This window comes from Cocleimonas flava, from assembly GCF_004339015.1.
GTDB classification, from domain to species: Bacteria; Pseudomonadota; Gammaproteobacteria; order Thiotrichales; family Thiotrichaceae; genus Cocleimonas; species Cocleimonas flava.
On sequence record NZ_SMFQ01000003.1, the window covers coordinates 333950 to 350808 of the forward strand.

Genomic DNA, 16859 nt, shown 5'->3' on the forward strand with positions numbered 1-16859 from the left:
ATTTTGAAGTTAATAACACTTAAAATTACCTTCAGAGCTTACACATCATTATTTAAAATATTGTAATTATTTTGTAGAGACATTTGTAGTCATTTTGTAGTTATAACAATAACCTGAAAACAGGATTGGGCTAAAACCAAATAGGGATTCTCAAGAATTTACTTCTAAAGCTATCAGACAAATAGCTTGTTTAATTTTAGTGTGTACTTTTAAATACATTTCTAAATGCCCTTCATTGGCATTTTATAGTGGTTTATTGTGTAGATAGAAAAAGTTAACACCGTTTTGTAAAAACGATATAACACCTATCCTGACTGGCAATACGTGAGCTGTAGCATCGGTTAATTCCGATACAAAACAGGAAACGTACACCCATGAAAAGAATTTTAATAAACGCGACACAACAAGAAGAAATACGCGTTGCAATGGTCGATGGCCAATATCTATATGATCTAGACATCGAACATCCTTTCAGAGCACAGAAAAAAGCCAATATATACAAAGGCATTATCACTCGAGTAGAACCAAGTTTAGAAGCTGCATTCGTTAATTACGGCGCTGATCGACACGGCTTTCTCCCCTTCAAAGAAATTTCTCGCGAATACTGGAATACCTCTAAATCAAAGAAAAACGATAAGAACAACAAGGGTCGCCCATCGATTTCTGATGTAATCAAAGAAGGTCAGGAAGTTTTACTCCAGGTAGACAAAGAAGAGCGCGGCAACAAAGGCGCAGCACTTACTACTCAAATCAGCCTCGCAGGTCGTTATTTAGTACTGATGCCAAACAACCCTAGAGCGGGTGGCGTATCACGAAGAATTGAAGGCGACGATAGAAATAAAATCCGTGAAATCCTCGATCAATTAGATCTGGACGAAGGCATGGGAGCGATTGTTCGCACTGCCGGCGTAGGTCGTGAGTTAGAAGAACTTACATGGGACATGGAATACTTAAAAACACTCTGGGCAGCAATCAAAGATGCTCATGAGCAAACGACTGCACCTAGCCTGCTGTATCAGGAAAGCAACGTCATCATCAGAACCTTACGTGATTACTTCCGCAAAGACGTAGGCGAAATCATTATTGATAACGAGCGTGTATATCAACAAGCACATGACTTTATTAATGCAGTAATGCCACACAATCTGAATAAGCTTAAGCACTACACAGACACTGTTCCATTATTCAGCCGTTATCAGGTTGAGCATCAAATTGAATCTGCTTTCCATCGTGAAGTTACACTGCCTTCTGGTGGCGCGATCGTAATCGATCATACTGAAGCACTGACGTCTATCGATGTTAACTCTGCTCGTGCCACTAAAGGCCGAAGCATTGAAGAAACTGCTCTCAATAATAACCTTGAAGCCGCTGACGAAGTTGCAAGACAACTACGTCTTCGTGACCTCGGTGGATTAGTTGTCATCGACTTTATCGATATGCAACCTAATAAAAACCAACGCGCCGTTGAACGTCAATTACGCGATGCGTTGAAGGTCGATCGTGCCAGAGTACAAATCTCACGCATCTCACGTTTCGGATTACTCGAAATGTCACGCCAACGATTACGCCCATCTTTAGGCGAATCGAGCCAGATTGTTTGTCCACGTTGTAGCGGTCAAGGCACTATCCGTGGTATCGAATCCATGGCGCTTTCTATTCTTCGTTTAATGGAAGAAGAAGCAATGAAAGAAGGCACTGTTGAAGTTGTTGCTCAAACACCCGTTAAAGTGGCGACATTTATTCTCAATGAAAAGCGTAAGAGCCTGACTGAAATTCAAGCTCGTCATAATATGCAATTAACGGTGTTGCCAAACCCTGAATTAGACACGCCTCATTATGAGATTGTTCGTCGCAAAGAAAGTGACGTAGAAGATTCTTCTGTTCAGAGTTATAAGCAGATAACCAAGCCTGAAGTACAACCTGAAAGCACTAAAGAAACAATGCCACAATCCGTTGAAACGGCTGTTGTAAGCAATGTCACTCCTGCTAGTCCTGCTCCTTCACCGCAAGCGCTTCAAGAAACTAAAAACCCGGGCGTTGTTACTCGAATTTTCAGCGCTTTATTTGGAAGCAAAAAAGTAGAAGAAGTTGCGGAAGAACCAAAGACTCGTCAACGACCTGAGAAAAAACCACAACAGAACCGTAACGACAACTCCAATCGTACACGTAACACTAATTCACGTAACAACAATAACCGTTCGAATAATAATCGCCGTAAACCGAATAACAACAACAATGGCAATAACCCGAATGCGAATAAAAATAATCGCAATCAAAATACCAAGCAGAACGCTAAAGGAAATAGTAAGCCGCAAAATAATACGCAAGCTAACGGCAACGTAAAAGATAATACAAAACCTCAAGCGCCGAAGCAGCAAGCTAAACGCAACAATAATAAACCAAGACAAAATCAGAATAACAATAACAACACTGTTGATACTGAGAACAATCAAAATGCAGTAGCTGAAACAAACGGCAACCAAGCTAAGCAGCAAGCGCCGAAACAGAATTCTAAACAGCCTAGAGCTAAACAGGAAAACAAGACACCTAGACAGAACCGTAAGCCTAATTCAGACAAAGAAAATGCCAATACTGCTGATACTAATAAACAAGTTGAGAACCAACAGGATCAATCTCCTATTGAGATTAAAATTCCTGCGGCTCCCAAGACAAATAAAAAGCCTAGTACAGATAAAGCCGCCGAAGCATCAAAGACTTCAAACACAAAAAGCTCTAATGCGACTACGTCAACTTCAGCAGCAACTACATCTCCTAAGCCTTCTGACACTAAAGAAGTTAAGGCCGAAGTAAAAACTGATGCGCCAAAAAAGTCGAGTACTGATAAAGGTGAAAGTACGCCTAAAGCGGAAGCGCCAAAGGCAACCACTAAAACTCAAACCAGAACATCAAAAGCCTCTAAATCTACTGAATCGAATGCTTCTGATACAACGGCTACAGCAAAGAAACCTGCTAGCAAGAGAAAATCTTCTAACAAAGACAATGTAGAAGCTAATGTAGAAGCTAAAACTTCTACGCAGACTAAAGAGACAGCAACTACAAATAATGCTGCAGTTAAAGAAAGCGCACCAGCAGCTAAAAGCAGTAATTCAACTACCAAAGAGTCAGCAAGCGCTGACAAGCAATCGACAGAAGCTTCTGCGACGTCTAAACCAGCAGCTGCAAAAGTAGCCACAACGACGACTCGACGTAAAACGACTACCAAGAAAGCTACTGCGTCTGATAAGCCGTCTACTCCTGCAAAAGCAAAAACCAAGCCTGCCACCACTAAAAAAGCAGCAAGCAAGGAAGATAAGCCAGCAGCGAAAAAACGCGCTCCTGCAAAAGCCAAGAAAACAGAAAGCGATACTGCAGTAGCAAAGTCTACTGATGCAGCAACTACGACTGCTGCTAAACCAGCAACGCCTGCGCCAGTAGCGACAACGACAACCAAGAAAAGAAGCTCTTCAGCAACAAAACCTGAGCCTTCGGATAAACCTGTTGAAGTAGTCGTAAAAAAACCTGAGTCGAATACACCCACGCAGGAGGCAAGTGAATAAATCACTTAAGCCGTAATTCCAAAAGCTAGAAACAAAAAAGCCCGAGAGCAATATGCTCCCGGGCTTTTTTGTTTCTAGGAATTTATTAATAATAGAATATGTATATTCTTTTTGTTATTTAAGCTTTCACTTGGTTTAGCATACTTTACAAATCGTTCTTTAGGATATGCTCTACTAACCCTGTTGATGCGGATTGCACCATATCAAACACTTGCTCAAAGCCATTACCGCCACCATAGTACGGATCTGGTACCTCTTTATTATCCCATGCTGAAGCAAATTCCATAAAGAGGTGTAATTTTGCTTTGGTCTTAGATTCATTTCTATCTTTGATACTCACTAAGTTTTCATGGTTAGCATTATCCATGGCGATAATATAATCAAAGTTAAGAAAATCCTCAGTCTCTACTTTTCTTGCTCTTTGACTGGATAAATCTATACCATTAGCAAGCGCTGTTTTTTGTGAACGAACATCTGGTTGCTCACCAATATGATAGGCATGCGTACCTGCAGAATCTATGTGAATACGATCCATCAGTTTTCTTTGCTGTACAGTATGACGAAACACGCCCTCAGCAGTGGGTGACCGACATATATTACCCATACACACAAACAATACGGAGACTTTTTCTTTACTCATCTTTATTGGTACCTGTATCTGAGGGAGCGTTAGATGTTGGCTTATCTTCATCAGATGGGCTTTTTACATCTTTTGCTCTCTCAGGTTTTTCTGTTACATCTTCTGCTTTTATTAGTTCTTCGTCAGCGTCACTATCTTTAAAGCTATCATCAACGCTTGTGGCACCAACACCCTTTCTATATTCCCAGAGTTTTCTTAACACCCAGCCTGAAGGCTTATCCTCACCGGTCAAAATATATTCGAGCATATTAATATTATTGAGGCAAAGCATCATATTATCTCGTGCTTTAATGCTGCCGCACATCAGATAACGATCACCTTCTTTGATGAATCGATTTTCTTCTGGCAACAACACATTGCCTTCACCTCTGCGTAGAAACAGAGGGAGTGTTTTCAATGTTCTCTTATAAGAACCATCTTCGGTCATTTCATTGCCGCATAAAACATCTGAAACCAGTAACGGTCGTTGCTTTAAAATCTGGTACAAAGCAGGCGTTTCTTCTGCACATACTGTGATTTCCCAGAGGTCTGGGATATCTTGTTCCACAACGCCAATGATACTGCTTACTAATTCATTTGAACGCTCATTCTTGAAACGCGAAACAATGCGTAAGAAATCACCCAACAAAGGCGTTTTGATTAGGGCAAAGATCGTATTTGAGATTACACTGCCGCGTTGCATCACCATATCCAGATTAGCTGCCTCAAAGAGATGTGCATTCTTATCTTCATTTTGACGCGCAACTCTAAAAATATCAGGATTCTCTTCCTGTGCAGTCATTAAAATGGATAGGTTATCCGCATCAATATTAGTTCCACCGATAATACCAACTGCTTCTTTTATTCCAGCTTTACGCAGAGTTGCTGCTTCTGTGGCTCGACCCATTACCGTACCCGCAGGCAGATCTCTTTTTGTCCGGTCCGATTCAATCACGCGTAAATCAACATCTTCGTCATCCAGATGTTCATACAGTGACTCACCAAAACGGCCAAAACCGGAAATGATCCATAAACCTTGCGCCAAAACCGGAGGCTCTTTCATGACTTGATGGGATATTCCCGTCATCCAGTCATACAAACAATAAAGACTGGGTGATCGAATCGCTAAAGCGAGGCGTGAGGCAAAGGTTTCAAACGGATTAATGACTTCATTTGCGCCAAAAGACAAAATATTTGCTTCAGCTTCTGGCGTTTCAGCACGAGCAATTAAGCGCAAATCCGGATTGAGCAATTGTGCCACAATAGCAACAGTAAGATTGACCGTATCATCATTTGCCAAGGTAACCATGCCTTGGCACCATGGGTGCTTCACACCAGCCATTTCCAGAAATTCAGATTGCGAGGCATCTGCACAGAGTGCAAATACGGGCGATTTAAAATCATCTCCTTCAAGCTCTGTAATACGGTTTTCATCAATATCAATAACGACCGTAAGAATATGCTCGTTAGTCAATGATCGTGTGAGTTGCGTACCGGTATCGCCATAACCACAAACGATGTAAAAAGGTTCTCGAATATTACCTACACGACGACGAAAACTATTGATTCTCATTTGCTGACGGAACACAGCATCCTGAAAAATACTGAGCAGCATACCAATGCAATATAACCAGGCAACAACCGTGGCATACATGGTGATCAACGCCCAGAAGCGTTGTGTATCGGTAAAAGCGTAGGGTATTTCACCAAAACCAATGGTGGTTGCCATAAAGCTGACAAAGTAAAATGCGTGGAAAAAAGACATTTTCCATGGCTGCCCCTGATCATCAACACCTGGGATGATGACGAAGCCAAGTATTGAAATGGCATAGATAACCACTAATACAAACAGCGGCGACCGCAAGCGGCGAAACAGGATATGGAATAGACTAGACATGTTTCAACGGATAGTGACTAAATTAAAGTCCACAATCTACTATCTGCGAACAGTGATTGTTTCTGAGACCAGTAGCACAACCGAAATGATATTAGCTAGTAAAGCACCGCCTGACAGTGAGACCACTATGGATAAGGTTTCGCCGTTGAGTGAAGCCTCGGTAACGTGCTCAGTATAGCCCCAGACAATAGCTGCTGCGATTAATTGTAAATCGGCAACCAGACTCGTTGCCAGAAAAACAGCACCGAGGTGGGTTCGATCTCCCACTTTTAAAATGGTTGCTATCATGCTAACGACAAGCGCCGCATACAACTCGAAGATATTATGATGACTGGCGTTGTCCATACCACCCAGAAAAAAACCAAAATTGAGTGTGAGTGCCAACACAATAAAAAATGCAAATATGACTTTTTCTGAATTCATACCTTAGCCTTTTGAAAATAAGAAATCAGTAGGGTAATTACCAATAAAAGTCACCCCCCTACTTTGAGGCACTTTTTTTATGTCATGTCATAAACTACAGCGCCATGGCAAATACCCAAAGCACTGTAATCAGTGGCCCTACAAACTACAATGGTTCGCTAGAGTGCCATGTTTACGTTTTAGGTAACGTAACGCCTTGCTGCCCCTGATACTTACCACCACGATCTTTGTAAGAGGTTTCACAAATCTCATCAGACTCAAAAAACAACATCTGGGCAACGCCTTCATTGGCGTATATTTTAGCAGGCAACGGCGATGTGTTAGAAAATTCCAAAGTCACATGGCCTTCCCATTCTGGTTCTAATGGCGTTACATTTACAATAATACCGCAACGTGCGTAGGTTGATTTACCCAGGCAAACGGTTAACACACTGCGTGGTATTCTGAAATACTCAACCGTACGTGCCAAAGCAAATGAATTTGGAGGAATGATACAAACGTCAGATTGAATATCGACAAAACTGTTTTCATCAAACGCTTTAGGATCAACAATCGCCGAATTGATGTTAGTGAATATTTTAAACTCATCAGCACAACGCACATCGTAACCGTAACTAGATGTTCCATAAGACACAATCTTCTGGCTATCTTTCTCACGAACCTGACCCGTTTCAAACGGCTCAATCATGCCATGCTGTTCCGACATTCTGCGGATCCATTTATCAGACTTTATACTCATAAGTTCTCTACTTGTTTAATAGTTATAGTCAGGGAATATAACCCTATTACTGGATATTAGTGCTGCCAGCACGATTAAAAGGTATCTTAAACCAAGGTAAGTGGATTGATCCACCAAGATCGTAGTTGACACTTCTATTACGCAACAAGCCTGGCAACATATTTAGCATATTACCGAAACTAAATTGCAATGGAATTTCCAGTTTTTGGCTTTGTTTTGCACCAATTGTTACTCGTTCGGCTTTACTTCCTTCTGCCACCTGAACACCATTTAAACGCAGACCGTAATCAAGCCCGGTTAATGGAATAGCAAAATTATTAGGATTCTGAATATCTAAAACAAATGTAGCACTTCCGCCGCTGAGACTAAAATTACCCATTTGCACTTTGTGTACTTGAATTGTTGGTTGCTCCACCAATCCTTTGATACCACTCGATGAACAAGCGGAGAGTAAAACAGCGAATCCCAGGACTAAGAACTTAGCGAATAGAGTTTGGCTAAATAAATGGCTATAAGTGGGGGGGTGACTTTTTCTCATTATTTTGAAGGCCCTAATTGTTGATTGTGGTGAAAGTAATTGTTTGTTATTGAATAGGTTATTAAACGTTCTTTATAAACAGTAATAACCTATTGTAAATAAGTGACAGTAAACGTTAACTAATAAATGATAAGCGTTTGAAAATCAGCACTATATTAAAACAAAAATGCCCCATAAGAAACCTTATGGGGCATTTCGAAACAAACTGTTAGCTAACTTCTATAAAATAGAAGTCGCAACGCTGAAAAGACACGTGTTATTACGTATTCTGAATAACGATATTCGGGAATTTCGTGCTGTAATCTTTTCCTTTAGAGGCTAATCTAGCCGACATTTTTCGTGAGATTTCTTTGTATAGTTCCGTATTCTTACTATCTGGATCAGCAACTACGGTTGGTCTGCCTTCATCAGCTTGCTGACAAATTGTGTAATCCAGAGGTAATGCACCAAGATAATCAACATCCGACTCATCCGCCATACGCTTACCACCACCTTCGCCGAAGATGTGTTCTGCATGTCCACATTCGCTACAGATATGAATACTCATATTTTCTACAACGCCAAGTACCGGCACTTCTACCTTCTCGAACATTTTTAGACCTTTACGTGCATCCAGCAAGGCAATATCCTGTGGTGTCGTAACGATCACTGCGCCACTCACAGGAATCTTTTGCGATAGCGTTAACTGCGTATCACCCGTTCCCGGAGGTAGGTCAACGATTAAGTAATCCAGCTCGCCCCAGTTAGTATCGTTGAGTAATTGCTCAAGAGCCTGCGTCACCATAGGACCACGCCAGATCATCGGCGTATCTTCTTCAACAAGGAAACCAATCGACATCGCTTTGATATCGTAATTCATCATTGGCTCTAGTGTTTTACCGTCATCCGATTGTGGTTGACCAGAGATACCGAGCATACGTGGCTGACTTGGGCCGTAGATATCAGCATCCAGCATGCCCACAGAAGCGCCATCGGCAGCAAGTGCCAAGGCAATATTTACAGACGTAGTAGATTTGCCCACACCACCTTTACCAGAAGCGACAGCAATTATATTTTTTATACCTTCGATACGCTTCAGACTTTTTTGTACAGTGTGTGCTGCAATTTTTTGCTCAATCGTCACTTCAGCTTTAGCGATACCTGACTCAGCTTCTAATTTAGCTTTAATCTCATCCGCGAGTTCATCTCTGTAACCACCAGATGGGTAATTTTGTTCGATATGAACAAATACGGTATCACCCTTAATCTCAACATCTTTAACCATATTTGCAGCAACTAGATCTTTTTCTAGATAGCGTTCTTGTATACCTTGTAATACCGTATCTATTTGCTCGCGTGTAACTTCCGACATGTATCTATCTCCTAAAACTTTCTGTTTTTATCGCTATTTATTGATAGCTATTTGGGATTTACAAAATAAGTAAACTTCCTAATTCGCGTGGATATTACACTAATAAGTGTAAGCTGAATATTAGTGTGGGTTAATATCCTTAAATATATACAGTAACAGGAATCAGTCTTAACATTACAGCGTTAGAGATAGACTTTTTTGTTTAAATAGTAAAATTATCTATTGCGATATTCATGGCGCTAAAGGTTATCTTCAGTGGCAGACGCTTTTTCATTTTTTATTGCCTTTTTCTTTTGTAGATTTTCATTTACTACAACTTTTGTAGCATCAACATCCTTATTTTTATTTGTTGTGATTTTTTCTTCGATGGCTTTCTCAGCATCGTCTTTAACGGGCATCACCTGCTCCATTGTTCGCTTCAGAAGACCGGGACGATTACTTTTTGCCTCGTGATCAATGATCTGATCTTTGGCAACGCGATTCAGCCCTGCTTCTCTATCCCACTCATTTCTAGCCCATGCCCACCAACCAAAACTTCTAATCGCATAGTAGATTAGCTTTTTGATAATTGGGTTCACTTCTAGTACAGTCATCGCTTCCAACATGATATTGTCAGATTCCTGACGGCTACGTTTCTGCGTCCAGTACAGCCAATCGTGAATCACGCTGGCGTTTCCGTAAACTCCCCACTTTGGCAGCGCCCACCACAAAAATCTCGGCACAGAGGCAAAATCAGTGACAAAACCTAAATCTACCTGAATTCTATCTCCGCTACCTTCTTCGCCAACATCGTAGAAAAAGTCTTTATAAATAATCCATGATTTACCATCTGCCAGCGGTGTAACGACAAGTGCTTCTGTGAATTGACTCATAAACTTTACACTCCATTTTTAAATGACACCCCCCTACTTTGAGCCGTTTTTTTAAACGGACTTAAAATGTAGAGAGGTATCTATGTATGTTATTTAAAACGTTAACATTTCACCTAAGGTAGAGACGTTGACACCATCACTGGGTTCCCAGTTTCTATTTACGGTCATATAAGACCTTGCATCAGATTCCAGTAAACCAATCAACGTTTCTGCAACAATGCGCGCACCAACAGGGCCGAGCCCTTCACTTTGATCGAAATTGCCCGCAGTGGTTTCTCTGCCAATGGTTTCTGCTTCGGATAATAAATAAAACCATAGCGGTGTGCCGGTTGATATATCGATATTATTGCCAGCAACCGTTCTAGCATTAATGGTTACACTGTCGATTTCTGCCTGAGGCCTTTGCATGGCATGTGCGATGTTTTCACCGGATGGCAATAAAAAACTTTGGCCACGCAATAAATTTCGCGTCGCTAATGATTGCTCACTATCACTTGATATAAACGGCAATTTGAGCAGATCTGTAGCCAATTTAGTATCGAGTTTTTCTGCCATCTGTACATTTCTGCCAGCATTGCTATGCACTAACTCTAACCAGTCTACAATGCCTCTAGGATCACTCAAAGGTTCAAACCCTCTGCCAAGCAAAGAACCAAACAACTCAAGCGCTGAGTCATTTTTCTGAATCTGGATTTTCTGCGGAATCATCGAGTGCCCAAAACGATAGGCAGCTACTGAAAACTCAATAGGAATATACGCATCACCAAATTGCGGCTTATAGTATTTACAACCACTGCCCAAAATATCGTTAACCACAGCTCCACCACACATTTTCACCAGAAAATCATGAACCACCACCCACTGGTAATGCCATGTTGTGTATTCACGGGACAGTTCATATAACTCACCGCCAGCATGGTCGGCAGAAAGATGATCGACAACGTGATTATGAAAATTAATCATGGCTAATTGCAACTGAGAGATCACCCTGTTCTCATCATTTCTAGGATCACCAATAATTGCTCGACCATGTACAGATCGCACTAAATCGGCTGCTTCTAGCGGAGTTGGATTCGTCAGATCTGCACCAGTGAGTAATTTAATTCCCGCAAAATTACCTTGTGATGAATATAAATAGGGTTGAGCTTCTGGGCCATCGCCATAGATATTATCTAAATCCAGAGAAGGGCTTCTGGCATTATGCAGCTGCGTAACATCGGTATTTGAAGACAAACTAGACATAACGTCCAGGGTAATATCGTGATCGATAAATTGACCAAAAAACACATCACCAACGGCTACGCTATTGGTGCGGTTAGACGTGGTACTTCCGTCCATCGGACCTGTTTGTTTGCCGAGTTCTTTTAACGCACCGGGATAAGTACTGAGCGGTGCTAAATTAAACATTCTGCCAAAGCTTTCGCCAGGGCTTCTATGATGAAATGGGGAACAGAAAGCATCGATCCCATCAAGGGTATGCATACCATGATTATCAGACATTTTAATTACTCCTTCACTTAATGTGAAATTGATTTTCATATCCTGTAATTTTTATTATTTGAAATGTAGATATGTAATCGAACAGCATACGAGCAGTAAAATTATTTTCTGTGACTTATTTAACATTATTGTGCGATAACTATTTGTATGGGCTTATTTATAAGGCTTGTTTGTAGAGAGTATTGGTGTGGATTAATCCAAACATAAACATACGATATAAGAGGTAAGTTCCCTACTTTTAGTCTTAATTAAAGCCTGTGAAATGATATGTTTTACTTAATACTGGTTTTATCTTATTTTTATTTACCTAGTATTATTATCTTAGTTTGTTGTTTCTGTATTATCCTAAAACTAATTAAGCAAACACGATGAAAACTACCTTCAATGAATTTTAAAACGATAAGAATAACCATTCTGGTGCTCATTCTGGCTTATGTGGGTTTTGATACATTCTGGAGTAACCAGCGCGCTACGGATTGGAAACGTTCACTCAGGGTGGTTATCTATCCGATAAATGCGGATGGCAGTGATGCGGCGTCTGACTATATCGCGCAATTAGATGAATCTATTTATGATGTTATCAATGATAGGTTGGTTAAATTGGGACAGAACTATGGAAAAGATTTTTCCATACCAGTGAGTATTAAGTTAGCACCACAAATAACATCACAACCACCCAAATTGCCTGAAACCAGAAGCAGCCTGAGTGTTATATGGTGGAGTATCAAGTTACGCTACTGGGCGTGGAAAGAAGATAATTATCTGGGTGCCAAACCTCAAATACGTTCTTATGCGCTGTTTTATGACCCAAAAACCCACAAAGCTTTGAAGCATTCCACGGGTTTGAAAAAAGCAAAAATAGCCATCAATCATCTGTTCGCTGATAAACAATACAATGGGCAAAATAATGTAGTGATCATGCATGAGTTATTTCATACACTCGGTGCAACGGATAAATATGATCTACAATCAGGGATACCCGTTTATCCAGAGGGTTATGCAGATCCAGAGCAAAACCCGTTGCATCCACAAACACTGGCTGAAATTATGGGTGGCCAAATAGCGCTATCTCAAACAGAATTTACAATGCCAGACTCATTAGCTAAGGTCGTTATTGGAAATATAACGGCTAAAGAAATTGGCTGGATAGATTAAGGATTTATAATAAAAGCCTACTTAAGTGAGCTTACTTTAATTGATTTAGCAAAACATCAGCAGTTACATACTGCTAACACATTATAGGTTTACAGCATGTCATCAATCGTAAAAGACTCAGAACTTCACCAGCAGATGACCTCATGGAGGCATTGGCTACACCAACATCCAGAACTAAGTTTTAATGAGTTATTAACCAGTGATTACATCGCATCCGTACTAGAAGGTCATGATATAGAGCACCATCGTGGCCTTGCCAAAACAGGTATCGTTGCCACCATCAAAGGACAACGAGCGGGAGGAAGTATTGGTCTTCGAGCCGATATGGATGCATTACCAATTCAGGAACTCAATGAGTTCGACCATAAATCCCAACACGATGGAAAAATGCACGCCTGTGGCCATGATGGACACAGCACCATGTTGCTGGGCGCAGCAGTTTATTTAAAACAACACAATGATTTTGCTGGCACCGTTCACTTCATCTTTCAACCTGCAGAAGAAGGCGGTTGCGGTGGTAAATTTATGGTGGAAGAAGGACTCTTTGAGATGTTCCCCTGCGATTCTGTTTACGGCATGCATAACTGGCCTGGTTTAGCGGCAGGTAAATTTGCAGCGCATGATACCAATGTCATGGCAGCCGTTGACGAAATTAACATCACAATTACGGGCAAAGGTGGTCATGCTGCGATGCCGGATCAAGTAATCGATCCCGTGCTTGCTGGTGCACATGTAATCACTGCTCTGCAATCGGTAGTATCTAGGAATGTGCCGCCAGTAGAAACCGCAGTTATCAGCATTACCATTGTTGAAGCAGGCAGTATTTCTAATGTCATTCCGAACCAGATGAAACTTACAGGAACATTACGTCACTTTAATCCAGACATTGGTGTAATGCTCAAACAGCGTATGAAGGAAGTGGTTGAAAATACCTGTGCAGCAATGGGTGCAACCGGCACACTTCATATCGAACCTGGTTATCCTGCTACTATCAATACGCCAAAACACGCTCAAAAATGCGCCGAATCAGCTGCTAAAATAGTGGGAGAAGAAAACGTTATTCGAACTCTTCCACCAAGCATGGGCGCCGAAGATTTCTCGTTTATTCTTAACGCAAGTGAAGGCGCTTATATCTGGATCGGAAATGGCGAAGTGCCCAAAGATGAACTCGCTGGCGGCTGTATGTTACATAATACACAATACGATTTTAATGACGCTGTTTCAGCAGATGGGGCAAGTTACTGGGTTCAATTAGTCTATGATTTATTGAAGTAGTAATAATTTTACACCCCCCTACTTACAGGCGTTTTTTTGGTTGGATATTGAGAAACCGGAACACTTAATATAATTTTGAACAAGTCTTGTTTAAATGGTCGATGTTTGCCGTTAAACGGATTATAGAGATTGTTTTAGTGACAGGCTGACTGGTTTAAAATTTATACAAACATTATGCTGTTTACTTATAAAAGGATTTTTAAATAAGTAGCAATGATAGAAATTTCACGTCATATACACGATGGATCTGAATTAGACGCTTCTGAACTAGAGCGTTCTGAGTTAAAGATACTGGAAGCAAAGAATACATCACAAACTGTTTCTCCGATAAATAGTACGGACAGCTTTGACTGGAGCGCAGAAGAATATCAAAACTTCAGTCGTGAAATCCAACTGCTTAAACACGAATACCACAAATCAGAATTATTCAGTAACGAATCCTTAATCAAACTACTCGATAATTACCCGAGAACCTGGTTACAGTGTTACACCATGGGTACAAATCCAGAAAACCATAACGAATGGACGCCTGTGCATATCGCAGAAAGCAGCGGCATAGAAATTATGGAAGCCTTGCAAAAAGGTCGTATCTGGATCAATGCGGTAAACATCGATAAATACGATAAACATTACGGAAAACTGATCGAAGAAATGTATACCAAGATCAGTTCTAATTGCCCGCATATTCATAAGCTACGCAATGCATTTAACGCGCTGTTGATTTCATCTCCTGGTATTCAGGTTTACTATCACCTGGATACTGATCCAAATATGCTGTGGCATATTCGTGGTGTCAAAAAGTTCTGGGTTTATCCAGCACGGGATAAACGCTTTACTCCGCAAAATTATATTGAAGAAATCATTGCTCATGAACGCCATGAAAATATGCCTTATCAAAGCTGGTACGATGATCATGCGTATGCCATATCGCTAAAAGAAGGTCAGGCAGTAAGCTGGCCTCAACATTCGCCACATCGCGTTGAAAATGTGACAGTTAATGTGTCTTTAACCAGCAGCTATGAATCGACAGAAAGCCGAAGATTAGTCGGTGTACACGGAGCGAACTATTACTTCTTGAGAAAGCTAGGCATTAAAAACAGACCTACGAATACTGAAGGGCTTTTACCTGCATTTAAATCATTTAGTTACTATGTATGCAATAAACTAAGCCTACTAAAAAAAGGGAGTCGCACCAGTACGTATGTATCCAATATTCGAGTTGATCCTAAAAGCGAAACTGGATTGAGTACTATGGATAATGCCAGCCGAACTGCTTTCTCCTATATCGATGAGTGAGTATTAGCTAAAAGAACCTAACTGTTTTTTTTAATAGTGATTGTTATTCTTTAAAACCCGCCTAAATAGGCAATCTTTATCTATTCGAAATAGGTTATATTGTAGATCAAACTCTTCTACTCAACGCGCAATAGCTTTTTAATTCCTTGTTTTAATCTACCGTGTATCCATTGATACATAGAGAATTTTGCCCCTGTTTTATCAAAAGATAAGGTATACATAGTCTCAGTTGTCCCTGAATAACGCTTTTTATACGTACCCTCTTCATCTGAATACATGAAGTTAAATCGTTTTAATTGCGGATTTTCGATACTGCTTTCGATTTCTTTACTTAACATCGTAGTCAGTAAAGAATAACGATGGCCATTTTCTGTTTCGAAACCACTCTGATAAGGATGAATCGTATCTCCATCAATGAATGAATAGAGTGCTGCTACAGGCTCATCGTCAAAGTAGAGTATTTTAAAACTAATCTGATTTTTAGATAACAGACGCTTTATCACTCGTTTGTGAAATTTCACAAAATTCTCTTGCTCAAAAACGCTGTGTTTTTTCATATACCCACGACGGGAAAGATTAAGATTAGCCAAAATGTCTATAGACTGATTTACCTTCGATTCATCGTCTATGGTCTCTATGGTGTAGTTTTGCTCTGACTCTAATCTTGAGAAAGTTCTAGTGATGTTATTGCGCATTTTTTTCCGCAACCCCATCAAATAGTCTTTATATGTTTCAGGCAGATCTATATAGGTCCTAAAACCTTTTGCTTTTATTTGCTTTACTATTAATGGCTTCTCTTTGTTAGCACTATTGTTAGAACTATCATTAGTATTTTCATTTATTTGTGCAGAAAACAATCTTGATAAATAGGAGTTTTCTAGCAATTCATGAAACTTCATTCCGTCCCATAAACTATTATTTTTGATTAAGAAATTTGAGAAACAATCTATAACGCGTTGCTCTTGTCCCTGTTGAATAATTAAATCCATATATTCACCAAAAACAAAACTACCGTCTGTTTCACCTGTCCCCAAAAGGATCAATTGGCGGCTACAGGGATAGTATTTTTTAGGGTTTTGTATGATTTGAAATGGAGCAATACCAATCAACTGATGACGGTTATTCGTACATGTAAGAATGTATAGCTTTCGATTGCCATCCTTAGCGTAAGTTTCCCACCAGGTATAAAGCCATTCCCAGGAGACAAAAACAGTTCCTTTGGGGGAGCTTTCATTAATGGCATTCCACTGGTCACGCAGCGCAAAAAACTCATCTGTTTTTGTAATGACAGAGACGCGGTTAGATAATGCTGTTGTGATTTTTTCAGCGTTGTCTAGAGTATGAATGACATCTTGTACCGGCATAAATAACTGTATAACTTTCCCTTTTTATTTACGTATCTGGATTAATCGTTTTGACTAGTATGAATGATGTATTCATACCCTATTATTATTTTAATACGATTAAAAACATGTCCAATATTTTTATTATTGAATATCTATCAGATTTAAATCTTCTGATCCAAAAAGTAATGTTATCCCATTGTTAGTCTTAATTACTTTCAGGCGATGACCAAAGGTATTCTGTACTAGATTAAAGTGATTCATTGATTGAAGCGGTGATCCTTTGGTAGAGAC

General features: G+C 40.2%; 13 protein-coding genes. 4 read left to right on the top strand and 9 right to left on the bottom strand.

Going from position 1 to position 16859, the window contains the following annotated elements:
- Positions 1 to 374: 374 nt before the first annotated feature.
- Positions 375 to 3557: an Rne/Rng family ribonuclease gene (locus EV695_RS07535; protein ID WP_131905334.1), complete on the top strand. Its 3183-nt coding sequence runs from the start codon at positions 375 to 377 to the stop codon at positions 3555 to 3557.
- A gap of 145 nt (positions 3558 to 3702) precedes the next feature.
- Here the strand turns inward: EV695_RS07535 and EV695_RS07540 are convergent, their stop codons facing one another.
- The 8 genes from EV695_RS07540 to EV695_RS07575 all read right to left on the bottom strand — a co-directional run bounded on the left by EV695_RS07540 (position 3703) and on the right by EV695_RS07575 (position 11496).
- Positions 3703 to 4197, bottom strand: coding sequence for a low molecular weight protein-tyrosine-phosphatase (locus EV695_RS07540; RefSeq protein WP_131905335.1), 495 nt, complete (start codon positions 4195 to 4197; stop codon positions 3703 to 3705).
- Positions 4190 to 6073 (bottom strand): potassium channel family protein, encoded by a 1884-nt coding sequence (locus EV695_RS07545; RefSeq protein ID WP_131905336.1) that lies wholly within the window; start codon positions 6071 to 6073, stop codon positions 4190 to 4192. Before EV695_RS07545 ends, EV695_RS07540 begins: the two co-directional genes overlap by 8 nt.
- 39 nt (positions 6074 to 6112) lie before the next feature.
- Positions 6113 to 6496, bottom strand: coding sequence for a DUF6394 family protein (locus EV695_RS07550; protein ID WP_131905337.1), 384 nt, complete (start codon positions 6494 to 6496; stop codon positions 6113 to 6115).
- 172 nt (positions 6497 to 6668) lie between these two features.
- Positions 6669 to 7235, bottom strand: coding sequence for a dCTP deaminase (dcd, locus tag EV695_RS07555; RefSeq protein ID WP_131905338.1), 567 nt, complete (start codon positions 7233 to 7235; stop codon positions 6669 to 6671).
- Between the two features lie 46 nt (positions 7236 to 7281).
- Positions 7282 to 7773: an LEA/WHy family protein gene (locus EV695_RS07560; protein ID WP_131905339.1), complete on the bottom strand. Its 492-nt coding sequence runs from the start codon at positions 7771 to 7773 to the stop codon at positions 7282 to 7284.
- Between the two features lie 259 nt (positions 7774 to 8032).
- Positions 8033 to 9124 carry an iron-sulfur cluster carrier protein ApbC gene (gene apbC / locus EV695_RS07565; RefSeq protein ID WP_131905340.1) on the bottom strand — a complete coding sequence of 364 codons (1092 nt, stop codon included), beginning with the start codon at positions 9122 to 9124 and terminating at the stop codon, positions 8033 to 8035.
- 239 nt (positions 9125 to 9363) lie between these two features.
- Positions 9364 to 9996: a DUF1353 domain-containing protein gene (locus EV695_RS07570; protein ID WP_131905341.1), complete on the bottom strand. Its 633-nt coding sequence runs from the start codon at positions 9994 to 9996 to the stop codon at positions 9364 to 9366.
- A gap of 93 nt (positions 9997 to 10089) precedes the next feature.
- Positions 10090 to 11496 carry a peroxidase family protein gene (locus tag EV695_RS07575; protein ID WP_207907005.1) on the bottom strand — a complete coding sequence of 469 codons (1407 nt, stop codon included), beginning with the start codon at positions 11494 to 11496 and terminating at the stop codon, positions 10090 to 10092.
- A gap of 384 nt (positions 11497 to 11880) precedes the next feature.
- Here EV695_RS07575 and EV695_RS07580 point away from each other — a divergent pair, with 384 nt between their 5' ends.
- From EV695_RS07580 to EV695_RS07590, 3 genes are all read left to right on the top strand, one after another.
- Positions 11881 to 12651, top strand: coding sequence for a hypothetical protein (locus EV695_RS07580; RefSeq protein ID WP_131905342.1), 771 nt, complete (start codon positions 11881 to 11883; stop codon positions 12649 to 12651).
- Positions 12652 to 12747: 96 nt separating this feature from the next.
- A complete protein-coding gene (locus tag EV695_RS07585; RefSeq protein WP_131905343.1) occupies positions 12748 to 13926 on the top strand; it encodes a M20 aminoacylase family protein in 1179 nt (392 codons plus the stop codon).
- A 213-nt stretch (positions 13927 to 14139) separates the two neighbouring features.
- The gene (locus EV695_RS07590) at positions 14140 to 15222 is read left to right on the top strand and encodes a hypothetical protein (RefSeq protein ID WP_131905344.1); all 1083 of its coding nucleotides are present in this window, start codon (positions 14140 to 14142) and stop codon (positions 15220 to 15222) included.
- Positions 15223 to 15338: 116 nt separating this feature from the next.
- Here the strand turns inward: EV695_RS07590 and EV695_RS07595 are convergent, their stop codons facing one another.
- Positions 15339 to 16586 (bottom strand): GNAT family N-acetyltransferase, encoded by a 1248-nt coding sequence (locus tag EV695_RS07595; protein ID WP_131905345.1) that lies wholly within the window; start codon positions 16584 to 16586, stop codon positions 15339 to 15341.
- Between the last annotated feature and the right edge of the window lie 273 nt (positions 16587 to 16859).

What these genes read in the sequence shown, in the direction of transcription:
- EV695_RS07580 (WP_131905342.1), top strand. Translation starts at nt 11,881, where the DNA reads ATGAATTTTAAAACGATAAGAATAACCATTCTGGTGCTCATTCTGGCT.
- apbC (WP_131905340.1), bottom strand. Translation starts at nt 9,124, where the DNA reads ATGTCGGAAGTTACACGCGAGCAAATAGATACGGTATTACAAGGTATA.
- EV695_RS07570 (WP_131905341.1), bottom strand. Translation starts at nt 9,996, where the DNA reads ATGAGTCAATTCACAGAAGCACTTGTCGTTACACCGCTGGCAGATGGT.
- EV695_RS07575 (WP_207907005.1), bottom strand. Translation starts at nt 11,496, where the DNA reads ATGTCTGATAATCATGGTATGCATACCCTTGATGGGATCGATGCTTTC.
- EV695_RS07595 (WP_131905345.1), bottom strand. Translation starts at nt 16,586, where the DNA reads ATGCCGGTACAAGATGTCATTCATACTCTAGACAACGCTGAAAAAATC.
- EV695_RS07550 (WP_131905337.1), bottom strand. Translation starts at nt 6,496, where the DNA reads ATGAATTCAGAAAAAGTCATATTTGCATTTTTTATTGTGTTGGCACTC.
- EV695_RS07585 (WP_131905343.1), top strand. Translation starts at nt 12,748, where the DNA reads ATGTCATCAATCGTAAAAGACTCAGAACTTCACCAGCAGATGACCTCA.
- EV695_RS07590 (WP_131905344.1), top strand. Translation starts at nt 14,140, where the DNA reads ATGATAGAAATTTCACGTCATATACACGATGGATCTGAATTAGACGCT.
- EV695_RS07535 (WP_131905334.1), top strand. Translation starts at nt 375, where the DNA reads ATGAAAAGAATTTTAATAAACGCGACACAACAAGAAGAAATACGCGTT.
- EV695_RS07560 (WP_131905339.1), bottom strand. Translation starts at nt 7,773, where the DNA reads ATGAGAAAAAGTCACCCCCCCACTTATAGCCATTTATTTAGCCAAACT.
- dcd (WP_131905338.1), bottom strand. Translation starts at nt 7,235, where the DNA reads ATGAGTATAAAGTCTGATAAATGGATCCGCAGAATGTCGGAACAGCAT.
- EV695_RS07540 (WP_131905335.1), bottom strand. Translation starts at nt 4,197, where the DNA reads ATGAGTAAAGAAAAAGTCTCCGTATTGTTTGTGTGTATGGGTAATATA.
- EV695_RS07545 (WP_131905336.1), bottom strand. Translation starts at nt 6,073, where the DNA reads ATGTCTAGTCTATTCCATATCCTGTTTCGCCGCTTGCGGTCGCCGCTG.